This is a genomic window from Niallia sp. MER 6 (assembly GCF_023714395.1).
Lineage (GTDB): Bacteria > Bacillota > Bacilli > Bacillales > Cytobacillaceae > Niallia.
This window is the reverse complement of the sequence record NZ_JAMAUK010000019.1, coordinates 13656-34163: the sequence shown is the minus strand read 5'-3', so window position 1 is coordinate 34163 and position 20508 is coordinate 13656. Positions and strand designations below refer to the sequence as shown.

At 40.4% G+C, this 20508-nt stretch carries 25 protein-coding genes; 17 read left to right on the top strand and 8 right to left on the bottom strand.

Annotated elements, in window-relative coordinates:
- Positions 1–81: 81 nt before the first annotated feature.
- The 4 genes from M3600_RS19335 to M3600_RS19320 all read right to left on the bottom strand — a co-directional run bounded on the left by M3600_RS19335 (position 82) and on the right by M3600_RS19320 (position 2375).
- Positions 82–921: a M56 family metallopeptidase gene (locus M3600_RS19335; RefSeq protein ID WP_251647125.1), complete on the bottom strand. Its 840-nt coding sequence runs from the start codon at positions 919–921 to the stop codon at positions 82–84.
- 1 nt (position 922) lies between these two features.
- The gene (locus M3600_RS19330) at positions 923–1339 is read right to left on the bottom strand and encodes a BlaI/MecI/CopY family transcriptional regulator (protein ID WP_233314188.1); all 417 of its coding nucleotides are present in this window, start codon (positions 1337–1339) and stop codon (positions 923–925) included.
- 166 nt (positions 1340–1505) lie between these two features.
- Complete coding sequence (locus M3600_RS19325; RefSeq protein ID WP_233314187.1) at positions 1506–2009, bottom strand: GNAT family N-acetyltransferase; 504 nt, start codon at positions 2007–2009, stop codon at positions 1506–1508.
- A gap of 126 nt (positions 2010–2135) precedes the next feature.
- Positions 2136–2375 (bottom strand): YueH family protein, encoded by a 240-nt coding sequence (locus tag M3600_RS19320; RefSeq protein WP_251647123.1) that lies wholly within the window; start codon positions 2373–2375, stop codon positions 2136–2138.
- Positions 2376–2684: 309 nt separating this feature from the next.
- On the opposite strand from M3600_RS19320, the gene M3600_RS19315 reads away from it, so the two are divergent.
- From M3600_RS19315 to M3600_RS19295, 5 genes are all read left to right on the top strand, one after another.
- Positions 2685–3308, top strand: coding sequence for a TVP38/TMEM64 family protein (locus M3600_RS19315; protein WP_233314185.1), 624 nt, complete (start codon positions 2685–2687; stop codon positions 3306–3308).
- A gap of 106 nt (positions 3309–3414) precedes the next feature.
- Entirely contained in the window at positions 3415–3639 is a 225-nt protein-coding gene (locus M3600_RS19310; protein ID WP_251647122.1) for a hypothetical protein, read from the top strand.
- 187 nt (positions 3640–3826) lie between these two features.
- Positions 3827–4690 carry an AraC family transcriptional regulator gene (locus tag M3600_RS19305; RefSeq protein WP_237941269.1) on the top strand — a complete coding sequence of 288 codons (864 nt, stop codon included), beginning with the start codon at positions 3827–3829 and terminating at the stop codon, positions 4688–4690.
- A gap of 27 nt (positions 4691–4717) precedes the next feature.
- Positions 4718–5179, top strand: a complete 462-nt coding sequence (locus M3600_RS19300; RefSeq protein WP_233314182.1) for a DinB family protein — start codon at positions 4718–4720, stop codon at positions 5177–5179.
- A 73-nt stretch (positions 5180–5252) separates the two neighbouring features.
- Positions 5253–5684: a hypothetical protein gene (locus M3600_RS19295; protein ID WP_251647121.1), complete on the top strand. Its 432-nt coding sequence runs from the start codon at positions 5253–5255 to the stop codon at positions 5682–5684.
- Between the two features lie 48 nt (positions 5685–5732).
- Here M3600_RS19295 and M3600_RS19290 read toward each other — a convergent pair whose 3' ends face one another.
- Positions 5733–5969, bottom strand: a complete 237-nt coding sequence (locus M3600_RS19290) for a hypothetical protein (RefSeq protein ID WP_233314180.1) — start codon at positions 5967–5969, stop codon at positions 5733–5735.
- 91 nt (positions 5970–6060) lie between these two features.
- Between M3600_RS19290 and M3600_RS19285 the strand changes: the two genes are divergently transcribed.
- Positions 6061–6819, top strand: coding sequence for a class I SAM-dependent DNA methyltransferase (locus M3600_RS19285; protein ID WP_237941270.1), 759 nt, complete (start codon positions 6061–6063; stop codon positions 6817–6819).
- A 32-nt stretch (positions 6820–6851) separates the two neighbouring features.
- Here the strand turns inward: M3600_RS19285 and M3600_RS19280 are convergent, their stop codons facing one another.
- On the bottom strand, positions 6852–7613 hold the full coding sequence (locus M3600_RS19280) for an SDR family oxidoreductase (protein WP_251647120.1): 762 nt from the start codon (positions 7611–7613) through the stop codon (positions 6852–6854).
- A gap of 546 nt (positions 7614–8159) precedes the next feature.
- Here M3600_RS19280 and M3600_RS19275 point away from each other — a divergent pair.
- Positions 8160–8807, top strand: a complete 648-nt coding sequence (locus M3600_RS19275) for a YcnI family copper-binding membrane protein (RefSeq protein ID WP_251647119.1) — start codon at positions 8160–8162, stop codon at positions 8805–8807.
- Positions 8808–8851: 44 nt separating this feature from the next.
- Here M3600_RS19275 and M3600_RS19270 read toward each other — a convergent pair whose 3' ends face one another.
- On the bottom strand, positions 8852–10111 hold the full coding sequence (locus tag M3600_RS19270; RefSeq protein ID WP_251647165.1) for an erythromycin esterase family protein: 1260 nt from the start codon (positions 10109–10111) through the stop codon (positions 8852–8854).
- A gap of 247 nt (positions 10112–10358) precedes the next feature.
- Here M3600_RS19270 and abnA point away from each other — a divergent pair, with 247 nt between their 5' ends.
- The 4 genes from abnA to M3600_RS19250 all read left to right on the top strand — a co-directional run bounded on the left by abnA (position 10359) and on the right by M3600_RS19250 (position 12765).
- Positions 10359–11321, top strand: a complete 963-nt coding sequence (gene abnA, locus M3600_RS19265; RefSeq protein WP_251647118.1) for an arabinan endo-1,5-alpha-L-arabinosidase AbnA — start codon at positions 10359–10361, stop codon at positions 11319–11321.
- A gap of 185 nt (positions 11322–11506) precedes the next feature.
- The gene (locus M3600_RS19260; protein ID WP_233314175.1) at positions 11507–11848 is read left to right on the top strand and encodes a DMT family transporter; all 342 of its coding nucleotides are present in this window, start codon (positions 11507–11509) and stop codon (positions 11846–11848) included.
- On the top strand, positions 11848–12159 hold the full coding sequence (locus tag M3600_RS19255) for a DMT family transporter (protein ID WP_245399861.1): 312 nt from the start codon (positions 11848–11850) through the stop codon (positions 12157–12159). Before M3600_RS19260 ends, M3600_RS19255 begins: the two co-directional genes overlap by 1 nt.
- A gap of 12 nt (positions 12160–12171) precedes the next feature.
- On the top strand, positions 12172–12765 hold the full coding sequence (locus tag M3600_RS19250) for a TetR/AcrR family transcriptional regulator (RefSeq protein ID WP_251647117.1): 594 nt from the start codon (positions 12172–12174) through the stop codon (positions 12763–12765).
- Positions 12766–12784: 19 nt separating this feature from the next.
- Here the strand turns inward: M3600_RS19250 and M3600_RS19245 are convergent, their stop codons facing one another.
- A complete protein-coding gene (locus tag M3600_RS19245) occupies positions 12785–13903 on the bottom strand; it encodes an IscS subfamily cysteine desulfurase (RefSeq protein ID WP_237941274.1) in 1119 nt (372 codons plus the stop codon).
- Between the two features lie 101 nt (positions 13904–14004).
- Between M3600_RS19245 and nadB the strand changes: the two genes are divergently transcribed.
- The 6 genes from nadB (at position 14005) to hfq (ending at position 20473) form a co-directional block, all read left to right on the top strand.
- The gene (gene nadB, locus M3600_RS19240; protein WP_251647116.1) at positions 14005–15573 is read left to right on the top strand and encodes an L-aspartate oxidase; all 1569 of its coding nucleotides are present in this window, start codon (positions 14005–14007) and stop codon (positions 15571–15573) included.
- Entirely contained in the window at positions 15542–16378 is an 837-nt protein-coding gene (nadC, locus tag M3600_RS19235) for a carboxylating nicotinate-nucleotide diphosphorylase (RefSeq protein WP_251647114.1), read from the top strand. The genes nadB and nadC overlap by 32 nt, the downstream gene beginning before the upstream one ends.
- A gap of 25 nt (positions 16379–16403) precedes the next feature.
- Entirely contained in the window at positions 16404–17507 is a 1104-nt protein-coding gene (gene nadA / locus M3600_RS19230; protein ID WP_251647112.1) for a quinolinate synthase NadA, read from the top strand.
- Positions 17508–17681: 174 nt separating this feature from the next.
- Entirely contained in the window at positions 17682–19112 is a 1431-nt protein-coding gene (locus M3600_RS19225) for a hypothetical protein (protein ID WP_251647110.1), read from the top strand.
- Positions 19113–19246: 134 nt separating this feature from the next.
- Complete coding sequence (miaA, locus tag M3600_RS19220; RefSeq protein WP_251647109.1) at positions 19247–20197, top strand: tRNA (adenosine(37)-N6)-dimethylallyltransferase MiaA; 951 nt, start codon at positions 19247–19249, stop codon at positions 20195–20197.
- 39 nt (positions 20198–20236) lie between these two features.
- Positions 20237–20473, top strand: coding sequence for an RNA chaperone Hfq (hfq, locus tag M3600_RS19215; RefSeq protein WP_127742850.1), 237 nt, complete (start codon positions 20237–20239; stop codon positions 20471–20473).
- The last annotated feature ends 35 nt before the right edge of the window (positions 20474–20508 follow it).

The window sequence follows — 20508 nt, the reverse complement described above, 5'->3', positions numbered from 1 at the left end:
TATATAAAACACCACAACAGCAGTGTGTATATTAAATAGATTAGATACACTACATTGTGTAGTGTAATAGCTTAAAAAAAATTAGTAGCGCAGCAATTGTGCGAAGATTGCATTAAGCAGGACGAAAATAGATAGGGATGCAGCAGCATTTAATAGCGGCCATTTAATTCGATTGCTAGTATTTGGCTCAATCATGTTTTGAATACGGTAGTTTACAGAGCCATCTGCAAAGGAAACAAAACTTGCCGGTTTTAGTTGCGTACTGTTAATCATTTTCAAAAGGGCGCTTGATATATGCAGGCGCTGTCCGCTTTTTTCAATAGCATAATTATCTGCGAGTACTTCTCGAACAATTGAAAATTGCTGTGCCAGCCATTTCAAGATAGGAAGGAACCAAAGCACCTTCGCAAAAAGCTCCATAATAAAGGTTTTTCCTGGGTCTAACTGATTTAAGTGATGAAATTCATGATAAATCACAGACTCAATCTCTTCATCAGATAGAATTTCCCATAAGCCGGTTGACAAGACAATCTTTGGCTTAAAAAACCCAATTGTAATCGCAAAAGGCTGTTCAGATTGGATGACTTGAATACGGTCTGTCTCATACCGATTATTCCATTTACGGCTTAACTCTTCTATTGCCAATCCACTCATTTTCTTTTTAAGGTTGTGCAGCTTTTTTATCTGTATGGTGCAGAACCACAGAGAATGCAGGATGGTAAATAAGACAAATGCAAGGAGAATATACTCTAGAAATGGAACGCCAAACATTTCAAACAGCGCTTGGCAAGCTTGGAACAAGTTAAAACCAACGTCAAAATTACTTGTGAGCGAATAAATATACCAAATCATCTGAATAAGAATACTGCTGCTAATCATTATGCTGATCAGCAGCAGGCCAATAGCATAATTTCTCGTCATCTTATCGATCCTTTTTTAAATCTTTTATTTTTTGTTCCAGTTTTGCTACTAAACCTTCATCGACATTTTGCAGTGCATCAAGCATATGGTTGACAACGACACTAGATCCGAACTCATCCATCAGCTCATGTGTAAGCTCCTTTGATTGCTTATTTAAGAAGTCATCTCTAGTGAGAATCGGCGAATAAAGGGATGTTCTCCCTTCATGGCGCTTTTGCAAAAATCCTTTGTCAGTTAAACGGTTCATGACCGTCATGACGGTATTAAAGCTTACAGTCTTGTCAGGTTCTAAGTATAATTGCACCTTTTTTATGGAAAGCTCATCTTTTTCCCAAAGCAATTCCATAATTTTGGCTTCTAAAGGGCCAAAAAAACGATTTAATCCTTTTTCATGCACTTTGAATTTATTAATTCTCATGATAGTTGCACCTCACACTACATATTGTAGTGCAGTAAATTAGGCATAGTCAAGGAATCAGGTGCAGTGTAACAAAACAGTAAATAAATCGTAATAACTAAAAACCTTAAAAGAGCACACCATCAGCAGTGTTTAACAAGATGTGTGCTCATCCTATAGAAGTGATTTACAAAACAAGCTGGAAAAGTGCCTCATCTTGTTCGATGTCTTCTGAATAATTAATTCCTAAGTAAGAGAAGCCAATTCTGCCTAGAACATTTAAAGCATGTCTATTTTCAACACTTGCTTTGGCGATGATACTTTTTGGTTCATACACTTCTGCTGCATATTGAATACAAGCAACAGCTGCTTCAGCTCCGTATCCTTGCCCCCAAACATCTTTAATAAAATGGAAGATAAGCTCGATGTCCTCTGATTTTGCTTCTAAATCAAAACCTGCTGCACCGATGATTCGTCCTGTCGCTAATTCTTCTACAGCATATACAGAAACACCAAAATCCTGGTGTGTTTGTTCATAGAAATGAATAACTTGCGGCAGTAAGGCTGCCTCAATGCTTCCACCTGTATAAGCCATAACTTCTTCACTGCCCCAAAATGACTCGCATGCTTTTAGGTCCTCATCAGTCAAAAAGCGGAAGCCAAGCCTTTCACTTGTAAATAGATAACTCATATTTAATACTCCTTCAAACAATAAATGGGATATACATAGAGTAGCAGAAGTCGAACCATTCGTCCAAAGGAAAAGGGCAACCTTAAAGTCAGTAATTTTGGAGGTGGTGAAAAAGAAAAAAATATGTTAGCATTTTGCAGTATGCTCAAGTATCTTATCAGCCAATTCGGTTATGTCGCCTTCATACATGTGAAATTGAAGAGAGGCTTGAATATATTCATTTTGTTTCACTTCGTCATCGCTTAGCTGTAACTCTGCAGACCAATGGATGGTTGGAATTGCTACTATAACTCGTCCATCTTCTGTACGGGTTATATAAAGCTCCGTATCTTTCTGGCCTAAATTTGTGTCTAATAAAATAGCCATAGGATTACCTCCTTTTGGGATTACAGACAATTATACGCTTCTTTAAATACCATATCTTGCATATTTGGCAAATTTAATCAAATTGTAAAGGAATTTGCCGAAATATAATAAAACCGATATATTATCCATGTTTATTTTTGCCTGTTTAACAGGTAAAGAGGGAGCAGACAATAAAGTGCTAAAAGATTTGGCCGAAACACCATAACCTAGGCGTTTAGCGGTATCCGGTTGGCGGAGCCGGCCATATAAATATGAAAAAGGTGATAGCTTATAAAAAATTTATGGAAGTTACTTTCTTTTGCCGGAACGGTGTTACTGGTCGGTTTCTTGTTATATGAACTCGAAATTTTTCATGCAATCAGAAACGGGAAGCTGGAGGAATTTACAGCTTATTATCGAAATAACGAGATTTATGCACTTATTTTAAGTTTAATTATCATGATTGTACAAAATAGCTTTACAATCATACCGTTAATTCTTGTCATTACCATTAATTACTATGCCTTTGGCTTTTTTTATGGATTTCTTTGGAGCTGGGTATCAAGTATTATTGCGGCAGTTGTTGTATTTATAGCTGTACGCTATTGGTTTCAGGATTTTGTCCAAAAAAAAGCGCATGGCGAAGCACTTAAGAAGATCGAGGATAAAGGTGGTCATTATGTGTTTTATGCACGGATATTTCCGCTTTTCCCTACAAGCATATTAAATATATTGGCTGCAGTAACAACTATCTCTCTTAAAGGGTTTGTAACAGGAACAGCTATCGGTAACTTTTTGTACTTTTTTGTTTTGTCTTTAATACCATACGGCTTTTTGTCAACCGATATTAATCCGATTTTAATCGTACTGATCATCGTAGTAATTACAGCCGGCCTTTATTTCGTGCAAAAGCAAAGGAAAAATAAAGTAAAAACTTCATCTAATCCAAAATAAGTAAAAGCTGCCGGAAAATTTTCAGGCAGCTTTTGACATTTTTGGTGAAAAAGTTGAAACTATATGAACAGTTAATCCGTATAACAATAAAAGGAGGCTGAAAATTATGTATATTGTTATCTTGTTAGTCATTATTCTGTCAGTTATATCTCTATTTACGAACAGCTCAAAGGCATCCAAGCGTTCCCGATCTTCTCATGCAAGCTATACGCCTTGGGACTTACCTAATAATGGTTTCCATGATGGAGGACATAGCTTTCATTCTTCCAATGATTGTGGTCCATCTTTCGGGGATGGTGGCAGCTGTGGCGGTGACGGAGGAAGCTCGTAATTTACGAAAAAGTCCAGTTTTTACTGGGCTTTTTTTGTTTTTATAAATCCTGTTATTAAATAAGGGGAGGAAAAAGGAACAGCAATAAAGAAGTGTAGTAAGATTACAATCTGTTAGCGGAAAGCAAGAAAAAACAGGCAGGGAAATACCAGAAAAAGCTAATATAAAATAAAAGGATGTGATGTAAGTGACATGGCTGGAAGGATTGCAAAAGGCGCTGGATTATATCGAGGATCATCTTGATGAAGAGCTTTCGACAGCAGAAATTGCTAAGCAGGCTTGTCTGTCTTCATTCCACTTTCAGCGGACGTTCTCTGTACTGACAGACACAACTGTCGGAGAGTATATCCGGAGAAGGCGGTTGTCTGCTGCCGGGCAGGAGTTGATGAATAAAGATTTAAGAGTGATTGATGCAGCAATCAAATATGGTTATGAGTCTCCTGAGGCATTTACGAAGGCTTTTCGCAAGCAGCACGGAATAACACCAAGCGCTATCCGCAGCGGAAAGGGGAAGCTTACGATTTACAATCCTTTTGCTATACAAATCGTTTTGAAGGGAGCAGAACCAATGAATGTAAAGATTGTCCATATGGATGAGTTTCAAGCAATTGGGAAAAAGCAGTCCTATTCGTATAAAGAGGGAGAGAACCTGAAGGGAATTCCGCTTTTTTGGGAGGAAGCTAATCGTGATGGCACGATTGATTCCCTTGCAGAATGGAATGATGGTTGTGTTAAAGGGATACTGGGAATTTGTGCGGAGATTACTAGCTCAACTAAAGATATGGATTACTGGATTGCAGTAGCCACAACGAAAGACAAGGCAGAAGGATTTGAAACCATCACTATTCCACAATCAAAGTGGGCTGTGTTTGAGGTACATGGACCAATGCCTCATAGTATGCAAAACACGTGGAAGCAAATATATGCAGAGTGGTTCCCGAAAAGCGGCTATATCCAAACAAACTCCCCACAGCTTGAAGTGTATGGAGAAGGAAAGCCGGATAGTGAAGATTATTATTCAGAAATATGGATTCCAGTTGACAGATCATAAACTTTAGAGGAAAAGAAAGGAGAACAGATGTATTCATTATTCCAATATAATTGGCAAGTGCGAGATGAATGGCTGAAGTGGTGTGAAACCTTGCCGGAAGCAGAGCTCCTCCAGAAAAGAACGGGAGGAGTGCAAGGAATTCTCGTAACACTCGTTCATATTATCGATGTAGAATATAGCTGGATAGCAGCTCTTAGCGGCAAGAATGCAGATGAGTTTACGCTGGTTGACTATAACAGTCTTTTGAAGGTAAAGACATTATCGGATAGAATGAAGCAGGAGATAGAGGAGATACTGACAGCACAGCTTGCTAAAGACCTGCATGAGCATATTAAAGTACCATGGAATAAGGAGACATTTACAAGAGGCGAAATTATTAACCATTGTATCGCCCACGAGATTCATCATATCGGCCAGTTGTCTGTGTGGGCCCGTGAACTAGGAATAGCGCCAGTTAATCCTAATTTTATCGGCAGAGGATTATTCTAAAATAAAAAGTTAAGTAAAAGTTAAGACTCTTAACTCATAATGAACCTACATTATGAATTAGGAGAGAAAATAAATGAAAAAACTACAACATTTCGCCGTAATTGCCGCTATGCTATTATTGCTTGCACAATCAGTACTAGGAATCACATCTTACTTCAGCTCAGGATCTGTTCCAGATGGAGCACAGATGGGAGGACAAGCACCAAGTATGCAAATGAATGGAAGCAGTACCGACACGTCAAGTACTGATACAGTACAAAGCACAGATACAAGCACAACAGATACAGAAGCTTCTACTGACAGCACAACTTCTGGTTTTGATCCAAGTCAGGGAGGAAATATGCCTGCCATGAATGGCACAAATGGTCCTGGAGCAGCAGGTGAGAAGAATATCGGAGAATTAGTACTGAGTATTGCCGGAATAATCTTTTCTGTCGGCGGCTTAAGCATAACTGTGCTTGGGTGGAGAAAGCCGAAAAATACAGCACAAGCACCAATTGTCTAAACAAAAAAAGCATTTCGTTCTATATACGAAATGCTTTTTTGTTATGGATTAATGGCGATAATACGGTGGATAGTAAGGATAATAATGGTAAAATGGGTTTGGACTCATATAGGCAGGAAACTGCTTATATGGATAAATAATAGTTGGATTACCTGCACCGAAGCCTGAGGTTGGTGCCACAAAGCCAGTCAATGCTCCAGGCATGTGTGCGGCTACGGGTGCAACATGTACACCTGCTACTACAGGTGCGCCCCCATGCAATCTTGTTGTACGATACACTGTCATTTTCCCCTCCTTTACCGATACTTTATGAAGGTGGTGGATAATGGGTGATAGGTTATCAGATAGAAACTTATACTAAGGGAGGGGAAGCCGGATGAGCAATTTTGAAGAATATGAAAACCCTGAACGATACGACGCGGAAAATGAAGCATATAAACCAGAGCTGCCGTTATTATCGGAATATGCCAAGCTTGTCTGTGGCCCAATAACTGATCTTGCATGCGGAACAGGACGAACTGCCATTCCTCTGGCAGAATTAGGGTTTTCGGTGACAGGCATTGATATCCAAAAGAATATGCTAAACCGCGCCAAGGAGAAAGGCGCTCAGCGGAATGTATCAATTAATTGGCTGCATGCAGATTTAACGGACTTTAAACTAGCAGAAAAAAGCAAGCTTCTGTACATGGTCGGCAATTCCTTTCAGCATTTTTTGACAAATGAAGATCAGGATAACTTGCTCAAATGTGTCACAGCTTCCCTCCAAGAAGGAGGCTATTTCATCTTTGATACCAGATTTCCATGCAAAGAAGAATTGCTTCAGCCTGTTACAGAGGAATATTGGAAAACATATAAAGAACACAAAAGCGGTCTGTCCGTTCAGCTTTCTACCATCAGCCATTATGATGGTGTAAGACAAATTCAGCATTATGTAACAATCCGTAAATTTATCAAGGAAAACGGGGAAGTGCAAAAAGAAAGCAGAACGAATATTAAGCTACGCTATGTGTACCCGCAGGAGCTGAAACGACTGTTAGCTAGTCATCAGCTTGAAATGGTTGCTATATATGAGGATTGGAACAAAACCCCTTTAAAAAACGGCAGCCAGAACATGATTTGTATTTGCAGGAAATAACAAGAGGACAGCAACACTGCTGTCCGCCCCTTTTAAAAGTCAGGATTGTTTTGCTTAAAACCAGCCCAAACTTTCGCTGTTTGTTCATCATTTTCTTTAATGGTTGCATGAAGGCGATCAGCAGCTCCTCCGTAAGCAATTTCAGTTAAGCCCAATTCTAATCCTTCAAAAATTCCATTCGCAAAATCGTCAAGCGGAGCACCGAATGTATGAAGTCCCGCCCCTCCTAAATCTGTATTGACAGCTGGCGGCAGCACTTCGATTACTTCAACACCAGCGTCTTCGAATTGAAGGCGCAACGACTTTGTGAAGGACCGTAAACCTGCTTTTGTAGCACTGTATATCGGCACCCATACACCTGGAGTAAGAGACAGTCCAGAAGTGACATTCATGATTGCTGCATTGTCTTTTCTGATTAAATGGTCTGCAAGCAGCAGTGTCAAATGAATCGGAGCGTTTAAATTAGAAGTGATTTCTTTTTCATAATAGCTCCATGACTCTGCTGCATTTTTTAAATTTACTCGCTGCTGGATACCCGCATTGTTCACTAAAACATTCAAAGACGGGTATTCTGTAAGAACCCATTGAGCCAAATCAATCCGGGACTGCTCATCCGTCAAGTCGCAGGATTTCGTTATAAGTCCTGGATACGCTTTTTTTGCTTCCTCTAATTTTGCTTCATTTCTGCCCACAATAATGACTGTATTGTCTCGTTTCAGAAAGCGCTCGGCAAAGGCAAGTCCTATACCTGAGCCACCTCCTGTAAGCAGGATTGTATTACCAGTCAGCTTCATATCCCCCAGACTCCTTTTACAAAAAAATGTTTTCAAAATATACTATACAGCTTTTCCTATATACAGCAAAAATAATTGCTTAGAAGAACTTTTATTTGATCCGATGAATGATAGCGTCGCATGTTACAAGAATAATCGATTTTGTCACGATATCTTGTATTTCCCACAAGCCATTGCCGTGATCATAAAAAAAGTAATGAATTTTATGTTTGTATATTACTTTTTGCCCTAGTTGCATATCCATCACCTGATTCTAAAGAATGTAGTTACTACAAGCTTACTGCAAATATTGGCTGTTTTTTAAGGGAGGAAATTACTAATTTGTGACAGTTATGTGACTGTTAATGCAAAAAATAGATGTTATTTAAATCTGCGTTTTAAAAATAAACTTTTTGGCAAAAATGGTCATGATGAATTATTCACAAAACAGACACATTTTTAATGTGAAGCGCTTTATAATTCTGTTAAGATAAAAGGACTTATTACTATTCGCATAGTGTTTAGTTGCCAGCACTTGTGAAAAAAAGAACAAAAGGAGTTAAAAGCATGATACATACGAAAAGAAAGCTAACGGCGTTTTTAGTCGCGTTTGCGGCAGTTTTCTTCATTGCACTTCCAGCGAGCGCACATGTTACCGTAAAACCTACTTCTTCTACAACAGAGGCATGGGAAACGTATACGGTTAAAATACCTGTTGAAAAGGATATTAATACAAATAAAGTTGCTATCAAGATTCCTGATACTGTAGATTTTAAAATGTATGAGCCTGTTGAGGGTTGGAATGTAACTACAGAGACTAATGATGATGATAAAGTAACTACTGTTACATGGGAGGCTGCAAATGATGATGCAGCGATTAAACCGGGCGAATACCGCCAATTCAGCTTTACTGCGCAAAATCCTGCTGAAGCAGGGGACGTTGCATGGGATGCATTCCAATACTATACAGATGGAAGCATCGTTGAATGGACTGGGGATGAGGATGCAGACCTACCGCACTCTGTGACAGAAATTGCTGCTTCAACAGCAACAACAGACAGCCACGGACACACACATGAAGATGAAGCTGAAACGGATGAAGCAGATGCAGGTGATGAGGACCAAGCTGGCTCTTCGACTAGCACAATCTTATCCATTGCTGCGATTGTTATATCAGTGATCGCCATTATCATGACATTTATGAGAAGAAAATAAGCCATCACTTAAAGGGAGCAGACAACTGCTCCCTTTTCTTTAGGTTACTCTTCTTTTACTTGAACAGGCAAAGGGGAGAGAGCCTGCGTTTTATCTACATGAATAAAGCTGTCGTAACGTTCGGAAATGCTGGAGGGCACATAGTTGCCGTATTTTTCATATTCAGGATGATACACGACACCAACTGCTCGATGTCCGACTCGTTCTTCAAAAAGATGCTTGTTTTCATCTGTGAAAATTAGGAATTTATCATGCGCACCTGCCCGATGCAGCAGCTCTTCCCAGCTGCCGCGCATTGCTTTTGGCAACGGCATGATTTCAAAGGGGGCTCCCCATTTTTCGGCAGCAATCACCGTTCCAGTATATGTCCCAAACCCGACTGAAAAGATGTTTTCCTTGCCAAATTTTTCACGAGTGATTTGACCGACATTTTCTAAGCCTTCTAACTCCATGGTTGTTGCCCGGGCATCACCAATATGGGTATTATGCTCCCAGATAATTCCTTTTGATTCACTGCCATAAAATTTGCTGATGTTTGATAATGCTTCAACCATATGATGATCTCGGATATTCCATGATTCCTGGTCATCTGTAATCATTGTTTTATAATAGTTTTCGGCATTTTTGGAAACTAATGAATTGATTTCAAGACTTAGCTGCTCCTCTGAATGTGACTCACTGTGCTTGCGGATGGATTGCAGCACGTCAAGCACTTCCTGTCGGCAGCTTTCCCCTAAAAGAGCAGCTGACATTCCGTATGTTTGTGGTTTCCGATTATACGGCTCAAAGCATTCAATCGCTTTTAAAGCTTTATCAATATGTGGCGAATTTGTTTTTTGCAGATATTGAATAATGGCCTCCATAGATTCCCACAGACTGTAGACATCCAAGCCATAAAAACCTGCCATTTTGTCTGAATCTTGCTTGCTATTGTAGTTTTTGAGCCATTCAAGGAGTGGGATGATTTCTTGATTGGCCCACATCCAAGTCGGCCAGCGGTTAAAATGGCCTAGCACATCTTCTGCCCGATCGGCTGTTGAACGATTCTTAATATAACTATTAGCCTCAAAGCAAGAGGGCCAGTCTCCTTCAACAGCAACAAAAGAAAAACCGTGGTCTTCAATCAGTTTTTTCGTAATTTCAGCTCGAAGGGAATAAAACTCTGACGTGCCGTGTGTTGCTTCCCCAAGCAAGACATATTTTGCTTTTCCTGCTTTTTTAATTAGTGGGGCGAGATCATCAATAGTGTGAAAAGGTTTACTATGCTTTTGAATATTTTCAATCTGCTTGTTGATTTTTATCAGCATTTCTAACTCCTCCGTATAAGTAATGGTATAGAAATAGCTTGTTCTTTCCTATCAGATGTATGCAATAGGATAGAAACCGAAAATAAAAATAGAAAAAACGGAAAAAAACTGCAAAATTCGCGAAAAAATGAAAGGGTTTTCATTGTGTGAAAGAGAATAATACCATTGTTTGGCATTAAAAAGGGAGGAGGGATGTCCGTACAGATTTACAACGCTTTTCATTTTGAGAAAAGAGGGGATAACGATGAAAAGGAAAGGGAAAAAATTTTCGTTTAAAATTGCTTTACTTGTCCTTGTTGCTTGCTTCTCTATCACTAGCTCAGCGTCAGCCAGCTTTTGGAATTTAACAGGAGATTTGCAAATACATGATCCGTCTATCATAAAAGAAGGCAACACATGGTATACATTTGGAACTGGAAGCCCAAATGGCATTAGAGTGCTTCGTTCAGATAACGGCACAAACTGGTATCAAGCGCCGACGATTTTCCCGACTGCTCCAGCATGGTGGGCTAATTATGTGCCTAACTATGAGAAAAACCAATGGGCACCAGATATCAGCTACTATAATGGAAGATACTGGCTGTATTATTCTGTATCTTCCTTTGGTTCTAACACATCGTTAATCGGATTGCTTTCCACACCAAGTATCTCGTCCGGACAATGGCGCGATGATGGTCTTGTTATCCGCTCCACTTCGTCGAATAATTATAACGCAATCGACGGCGATCTTGTCATTGACAAAGATGGAAATCCATGGATGTCATTCGGATCATTTTGGAGTGGCATCAAGCTGACTCGTCTTGACAAGACAACGATGAAGCCGACAGGCAGTTTGTATTCCATTGCATCAAGGCCGAATAATAATGGTGCAGTTGAAGCGCCAAATATCGTTTACCGTAACGGTTATTACTATTTATTTGTATCCTTTGACAGCTGCTGTCAAGGTGTGAACAGCACATATAAAATGGCGGTTGGCCGTTCTACATCAATTACTGGACCTTATGTAGATAAGAATGGTGTCAATATGTTAAATGGTGGCGGTACGATTTTTGATACAGGCAATGACCGTTGGAAAGGGCCGGGTCATTCTGATATTTTGAACAATAACATCATTGTCCGTCATTCCTATGATGCACTGAACAATGGTATGCCGACAATGCTGATCAATGATTTGTATTGGGATTCAAGCGGTTGGCCAACCTATTAGCGATAATATAACAATATAAAAAGCAGCGGGTTTTGGACAATTGTTTGAAAACCGCTGCTTTTTATAGTATGTTTCCTATTATTGTTGTTGTTTTTAGAGTGAGCATAAAGTATTGACTTATAATTATTGATGTGAAATAATACTAACGAACGGTCGGTAGGTGATTTTGTGAAGGAGGAACAGCAATGAATCGACATTGGATAATGGTGCTTGCCGCAGGCTTAATGGAGGTTGTGTGGGTGTCCGGCTTAAAGCATGCCAACAGCGTAATAGAGTGGGCAGGCACTATTGCTGCAATTATCATCAGCTTTGTCGTGCTAATATATGCGACAAGATATCTGCCAGTAGGAACGGTATATGCTGTATTTACAGGCCTAGGCACAATGGGGACGGTCATTGCGGAAATGGTCTTTTTCGGTGAACCATTCCGCATCATAAAGCTTGTGCTTGTTGTTGTATTACTTGTAGGAGTCGTCGGCTTAAAGCTAGTCACAGACGAAAACAGCACAGAAGGGGAAGGATCATAATGGCTTGGTTAGCATTGGTTGGAGCAGGATTATTTGAAGTGTTCGGTGTCGTGAACATGAAAAGGGCAGCCATGAAAAAATGGGATGCAGTGGTTTTGCTGATTATCGGTTTTGCATGCAGCTTTTCTCTGCTATCATATGCTATGAACACTATTCCGATGGGAACTGCCTACGGTGTTTGGACAGGAATCGGCACAGTCGGTTCAGCACTGCTCGGCATGTTCCTGTACGGAGAACCGCGCGAAGCAAAAAGGCTGTTATTCATCGGACTTATTTTAGCAGCGGCAATCGGCTTAAAGTTAATTGGCTAAAGGAGGAGTACGGTGAAAAAAGACGATTTAAAGGTAGCAGCCCTCAAGTATTTCACACAGTCTGGCTATGAAGGAGCTTCCCTTTCGAAAATTGCCGAAGAGGTCGGTATAAAAAAATCTTCCATTTATTCACACTTCAGCAGTAAGGACGCTTTGTTTCTTGAGGTACTTAGAGAGGCGAAAGCAGCTGAAATTGAGATGAAGCAAGCTTATTTCAGCGAGACGGAAAATAGTAGTCCGAAAACATTTTTATATAGCTATTTAGTAGCAGTTAAGCAAATGTTTGAAGAAAACCAAAGCTTGAAGTTTTGGCTGCGCATGAGCTTCTTTCCGCCAAGCCATCTATATGAAACGATTTTAGATGAGGTGCTTGAGGTAGAAGTACTCCAAGAAAACATGCTTGAGCAATCTTTCAGAAAATGGCTGGACGAAGATTTAATTACAGGACCTGACGCAAGGTCGTTGACTATTGCTTATACAGGTATTCTAATGAGTATTATGGTTGAGCTCGTTTATGACCATACAGAAAAAAAAGCAGAAGAAAAGCTCGAGGCTTGCTGGAAGATTTATTGGCAGGCATTGGACAAGAGAGAGGGAATCGCCTGAAAAAGCGACCCTCTCTTTTTTATTTTACTGCAAGTGCTTCAACTGTTTCCATAAAGGCTTCCACATGAGCAGGTTTTGTTTGTCTGCCGAATGAAATGCGAATAAATTCTTTTGCACTTCCATCACATAGCCCCATTGCCTTCATTGTTTTGGAAGGAGCTTGTTGTCCTGTTTGACATGCGCTTCCTGTTGAAATCGCAAATCCCCTCCTGTTGCATTCAAGCATTGTCCATTGGCCTTCTAATCCATGAATCCTCATCCCAATAATCGACGGAAGCTGGTGTTCACACTGAAATACAGTTAATGAAACATTGTGTTTTGCCCGTTTTTGCACCATCTCTCTTAATCCTTGATAATGCGCCCTTTCTGCTGCTAATGTACGTACAGATTTTTGTGCGGCTGTCGTCATTGCAGCAATCCCGGCAATGTTCACCGTTCCTGCCCTAAAGCCCTTTTCATGAGTAGAGCCAGGAAGAAAGCCAGTCCATGGAATCAAGGGGGAGACATACGCTAAACCAATTCCCTTTGGTCCATAAAACTTATGGCTTGAAATCGACAAGGCATCCACTGTATTAGAAATGGAGCTTATATCTAATTTCCCAAAGCTTTGAACCATATCACTATGAAAATAGATATCTTTTTCTTTTAAGATTTTGCCGATTGCTGCGATCGGCTGAATTGCCCCAATCTCTGCATTAACATGCTGAATCGACACAAGCACTGTTTCCGGCTTAATAGCAGCTTGCAGCAAATCGGCATCAACCATTCCTTGAGGTGATAGTGGCAAATACGTAATCTCGTACCCTTGCTTTTCCAGCCATTTCATCGTTCCGTGAATAGAAGAATGTTCACTTTCTGTTGTAATAATATGATTGCCTGCCTTTTTTTTCACAGACAAAAGGGCATGGATTGCGAGAAAATTACTTTCTGTTCCGCCGCTTGTAAAGTATATGCCTACTCTTTCAACGCTAAGCAAGCGTGCCATTTCCTCCCGGCAGCTTTCCAATAAATCAGTTGCTTTTCCGCCGATAGAGTGGAGGCTGCTGCTGTTTCCAAAATAGTCGCTTGCTGCCTCGATATAGGTCTTGCCAGCATCTGCATCAAGGGGACATGTTGCTGCATAATCCAAGTAAATCATTTCCTCACCCTTCCAAGACTTTTCTAAAAAAACTCTTGTCAATAGTGTAAATCTATGTAAATATATGTGTCAAGACACCTGTTAAAACAGGAGGGTTAAAGATGAAGGTAAATGTATTAATAATTGGCAGTGGAATGGCTAGCTTACAGCTGGCACGGAAGCTTTCTCCACATTTAAATGTGATGATTCTCACAAAAGGCACCATTTTCAGCAGCAATTCTTACTTAGCGCAAGGTGGAATTGCCGCAAGCATAAGTGCTGATGATAGTTTTCAGCTGCACGCCCTTGACACCTTGGAAGCAGGCAGATTCCACAACCATGCCGATGCTGTCAAAAAGGTAACCAGTGCGGCACCAATTCTTCTCCATGATTTGGCGGCAGCGGGCTGTCAATTTGATCAAGATGTCACAGGGAGCTGGAATCTCGGCATGGAAGGAGCTCATTCGAAAAAACGAATTGTCCATAGCGGGGGAGATGAGACAGGGAAAAAGGTAATGGAGTTCCTCGCAGCAACGATGCCGTCGCATGTAAAGGTGACGGAAAACGTGTTAGTTCATGAGCTGATTCTGTCAGAATGCGGCAGCTGCATTGGTGCAAAAGGCATTCTGGATGATGGTACAGAGAAAAGCTTTTATGCAGACCAGACAATTATTGCCACGGGAGGCTGCGGCCAGGTTTATGAATATACCTCAAATGCCCAAACTATTACAGGCGACGGCATAGCGCTCGCTTATTTGGCAGGAGCGAATATCGCAGACATGGAGTTTATTCAATTCCATCCGACCTTGCTGTATTTAAATGGCAAAACCGCAGGGCTTGTCTCTGAAGCGGTCAGAGGAGAAGGTGCGGTGCTTGTAAATGAAAAGGGAGTTCGGATTATGGAGGGAGTCCATCCTTTAGGCGACTTAGCTCCAAGACATATCGTTTCACAGGAGATTTATCGATACTTACAAGCAGGGGAATCTGTTTATTTAGATATATCGACTGTACCAAACTTTACAGCCCGTTTCCCCGCCATCTCCTCTTTATGTCAGCAGCATGGCGTTGATTTGCGACGAAACAGAATTCCGGTTGCTCCAGGCTGCCATTTCCTAATGGGCGGAATTGAAACAGATTTAGGGGGCAGAACATCGATTAACGGCCTTTATGCACTTGGCGAAGCAGCCTGCACTGGCTTGCACGGTGCTAACCGTTTAGCCAGCAATTCTTTGCTTGAAGGACTGTATATGGGCAGCGAGCTGGCGAACCGGCTGAATGAACAGCCCTGTATAACTTCTGCCTGGAAGGAAGCGGCTTCCCGCCAGCACTATGTGACTAAGCTTCCCAGCAGAAAGGAACTGCAAAAAAGAACGATGGAAGCAGTCGGGATTGTGAGGACAGAGCAAAAACTGCAAGACCATTTATTTTGGTTAGAGTCTTTGCTGCGCGGGGAAAAAGGAGAAGAGCATACAACCAATTACACCAAGGAAGAGTATGAGACATACTTCATGGTGCTGACAGCACAGTTAATCACAAAGGCATCTTTGCAAAGGACAGAAAGCAGAGGCGGTCACTATCGCAGTGATTATCCACAAGAATCAGACAGCTGGAGAAAGAAAACAATCATTTTAAATCGATACGAAGAAAAGGGTGTGGCAAATGAATCAGCTAAAATTGCGACAGCAACTTGAACAATTTTTTATGGAGGATATTGGCGATCGGGACTTAACAACAGACATCATTTTTCCAAAGAAACAAACAGGAGAAATTATATTCCTGTCCAAAGCAAGTGGCATTTTTTGCGGAACAGACATAATTGAACAAGGTTTTCTTATTCTTGATAACTCAATCAAGATCCAACTGCATGTAGAAGACGGTCAAAAACTGGAGCCTGGTCAGCCAATTGCAACCGTTAGTGGCGCTGTTGTCCATTTGCTGAAAGGAGAGCGAGTTATTCTTAATCTGATTCAGAGAATGAGCGGTATAGCTACCATTACAAACAAGGCAGTTGAAGCACTTAACAGCGGCTATACAAAAATATGCGATACAAGAAAAACGACACCAGGCCTAAGAATGCTTGAAAAATACGCCGTCACAGTCGGGGGCGGATTTAATCACCGGTTTGGTTTATACGATGCCGTCATGATAAAGGATAACCATATTGCTTTTGCTGGCAGTATTACGGAGGCCGTTCGGGCAGTCAAAAATTCTATTGGCCATATGGTTAAGGTGGAAGTAGAGACAGAATCATTTGCACAAATGACAGAGGCACTTGCAGCAGGAGCAGATGTAATCATGTTTGACAACCGCACACCTGCTGAAATAGCAGATTGGATTACACATGTTCCGGAAACAGTGACAACAGAAGCGTCTGGCGGCATAACATTAGCCAATTTAGCTTCCTATAAAGATTGTGGTGTTGATTATATTTCACTAGGCTTTTTAACACATTCTGCACAAGCGCTAGATATTAGCGTCCAAGTAAAACTGGACTAGAGAAAATAGGAGGGGGAGATAGCTTATGAACTTACTAGAGAGCCTTCAGGCAAACAAAAGACAAATACCAGAACATTATTTAACCATGAACGTGACAGAACTGGAAGAAAGAGCCTGGGCTGTAAAACGGAAGCTTGGTGACCGATTGTTTGTTCCAGGACATCATTATCAGAAAGATGAGGTTATCCAGTTTTCCGACGCAACAGGAGACAGTCTCCAACTAGCTCAAGTGGCTGCCGCAAACCGAAAGGCTGAGTTTATCGTCTTTTGCGGTGTCCACTTTATGGCAGAAACAGCCGATATTTTGACAACGAATGAGCAAAAGGTGTATTTGCCTGACATGAGAGCAGGCTGCTCAATGGCTGATATGGCAGACATCCATCAAACAAATCGGGCGTGGGAGGCGCTACAGGCCCAATTTGGCGATACGATTATCCCATTAACATACGTCAATTCAACAGCCGCCATTAAAGCATTTGTCGGAGAACACGGCGGTGCGACAGTAACCTCCTCCAATGCCGAAAAGATGGTAGAGTGGGCTCTAACCCAAAAGGAAAGGCTCTTGTTTTTGCCAGACCAGCATTTAGGCAGAAACACAGCATATAAGCTCGGCATCCCCCTTGATAGCATGGCTGTTTGGGACCCGATTCAAAGCAGCTTACAATATGAGGGCGACATAGAAAAAGTAAAGGTAATCCTGTGGAAAGGGCATTGCTCTGTGCATGAAAACTTCACGACAAAAAATATCGAGCAAGTAAGAAAACAGCATCCTGACATGAAAATAATTGTTCATCCAGAATGCAGCCGTGAAGTCGTTGCCCTTTCCGATATGGCAGGCTCAACCAATTACATTATCACCGAAATAGAAAAAGCAACACCAGGCAGCTCCTTTGCGGTTGGCACAGAAATGAACCTAGTGAACAGAATCATGCACCAACATCCTGACAAGCATATTATCAGCTTAAATCCATATATGTGCGCATGCCTGACCATGAATCGTATTGACTTGCCGCATTTTGTGTGGTGTCTTGAGTCAGTTGAGGACGGATTTGAGAGCAATCGTATTGTTGTGGAAGAAGGGGTTGCAAAACTGGCAAAGCTAGCATTAGACAGAATGCTGAAAATCTAAAAATATCATTCTTCCTAACTGTTTTCCTTCATGCGCGAGGAAAACAGTTTTTTATTTAAAATGTCACAATTTAATGACTTTTCTTTAACCTCCCTATAAAATGGTAATGATGGAATTCTATACAAAACTATCGTTTTAAGAGTTGGAATTGTTTAATAGAAAGGGAGTAGTGGATTGGCGAGTATGAATAAAAAGCAGGCAGAGATCACTTTCCTATATCAAGAGCTTAAAATAATTGCAAGAATGGTGGCGGATGAGGAAGCGGAAGCTGCCTTTTTAATAGAAGAAACAAAAAAGGAAGCAAGAAACGCTCTTTTTCCCATCACGTCTGAACTAACACTGCTAAAACTGTTCTGCAAACAATTAGAAAATACACCATATAAACAGAAAGACCATGATAGGGAATATAGAAAAAACAAGCCTTTGTCCCTGAGTTTGCAGAAAGTGGACAAACCAGCAAGATTGCTGCTCGTGCTGTATTATTATAAAGGTTTTAATATCCGACAACTTGCGAAAATTATGGGTTGCTCTGAAAAAGAAGGGAAGCAGCAACTAATGACTGTGCTGCCAATTTGGAAGTCTTCTTCGTTTGCAATTGAAAATTCTCAAAATTTGCAGCAGCAGTGGCGAAATGAATGGAGAGATATAGAGATATCCTCTTTAAATAATGACGAACAAAAGCATGCTTTCAAGAAAAAACGGCTGCTGTCAGTGGCTGCTGTGCTTTTGTTTCTGTTTCTTGGTGGTACAGTTAATGAGACGCTTAAAGCGGAAGCAGAGGTTAAGCCTGGTCTCGATTTAATGAAGTTATATAACGAGTCAAGCAGAATAACAGAAATAGAAAATGAAATTGCTGAGATAATTAGTGAAGCTGGTTTTGAAAATGTGAGTTTTTACATAGATAGTCAGGTCGAATATGCTTATTTGGACATAGAAGGGAAAGAAAACGAAGCGAAGCAAAAGGATATTATCACAATGGTTGAAAATGAAATGAAAGAAAGAAACCTTTCCTATTATTTAGAACCACAATTTTACGTAATGGAGGAAGCGGACATAGAGGAGGTTGACGCAGAGGCAGACGAAGAAACAGACATTTCATCTGAAATAACGGACAAGCTATTAAATAAAATCGATGTAGAAATGGGGGGCTATGGTTCTTGGGTCTTTTGGACAGCTGACGCCTGGTATATCCATATTCCGACGGAACTAGAAGCAGACAAAAAACAAAAAGTTAAAAATATTGCTGAAACTGTGCTGGAGGAGTACGAAGATAAGCGGAAACTAATTTTCGAAGAATACAGCTATAAGGAACAAGAAAAACAAGGCCGCTGGAATAATGTCGGATACTTTATAAACACAGCTTTTCTTATGGAAGAAGAATACTTATTCCAAAATATCAACATATATTCTACTGGCGGAATAATGAAAATAGAAATAAATCTGCAATTGACTAATGCTGACAAGGACAGAGAGAAAATTGCCCGAGAAGTAAAAAGAAGTATTGCTATATTTTTGGAAAACAAAAAAATAAAAGAAGTCACTGGTGATGACCCTTATAAAATTGTTATTCTTGGAACAAATAATAAAGAAATTATCACAGATTAAGCCTCAAATCTTGGTATATTTCCGCAAAACCCAGGCAATAATGGTTAGATGTTAAACTATGGCAAGCATTTATGGTACAATAAACAAAGTCAAGATTACTTGTGCTAAAAAGTTAAAAAAGGCAGTTGAATGGTTTGACAGATAAGGAAAAAATAATCGTATTAATTGGTCCAACAGCTGTTGGGAAAACGAACTTAAGCATTGAATTGGCTAAAAGATTCAATGGAGAAATCATCAGCGGCGATTCGATGCAAATCTATAAAGGAATGGATATCGGAACAGCTAAGATTACAGAGGAAGAAATGGTAGGTATTCCTCACCATCTGATTGATATTGTCAATCCAGATGAAGCCTTTTCTGTAGCTGAGTTTCAAACACTAGTCCGCAGCAAGATTGAGGAAATTAAAAGCCGCGGAAAGCTTCCCTTTATTGTCGGCGGCACAGGCCTATATATTCAATCGGTGCTGTATGACTATCAATTTCAAGAAGCGCCTACAGATTTAGACTATCGGAAATCATTAGAAGCACTTGCCGAACAAAAAGGCACTTTAGAGGTACATAATATGCTCGAACAGGTCGATCCGGCAACAGCAGCAAGCATCCATCATCATAATGTCCGCAGGGTCATTAGAGCGCTGGAAGTTTATCATGTTACAGGCAAACCTGTCTCAGAGCTTCAAGAAAACCAAAGCCCGGAAATGCTTTATGATGCAGCCATTATTGGCTTAACGATGGACAGAGAGCTCCTATACGAAAGAATTAACAGCCGTGTTGATAAAATGATGGCTGAAGGGCTGCTCGCTGAGGTGAAGCATTTTTATGATGCAGGCCTTAAAGATTGCCAATCCATCCAAGCGATCGGGTATAAGGAAATATATAAGTACTTAGAAGATAGATCAACATTGGAAGATGCAATCGCTGAATTAAAGCAAAATTCGCGAAGATATGCCAAAAGGCAATTGACTTGGTTTCGCAATAAAATGAGTGTAAAATGGTTTGATATGACAGATAGTGTCATTTCAAATGACATTTCTAAAAAAATAATGGAAATTTCGCACTATGTAGAAGGAATGCTAAAAAAATAAGCGAATACATAATAACAGAGAGAAAAGAGGAGGATTTTCATGAAGCAATCAGTAAATATCCAAGATCAATTTTTAAATCAATTACGTAAAGATGGTACTAGTGTAACAGTGTTCTTACTAAACGGTTTTCAAATTCGCGGACTTATAAAAGGCTTCGACAACTTCACTGTTTTATTTGAATCTGAAGGAAAGCAACAGTTAGTATACAAGCATGCTATTTCAACTTTTGCACCGCAAAAGAACGTCCAGATTGATCTGGAAGGCACACAAGCATAAGAAAATTCCAGGCGTAAAGCCTGGAATTTTTTTTA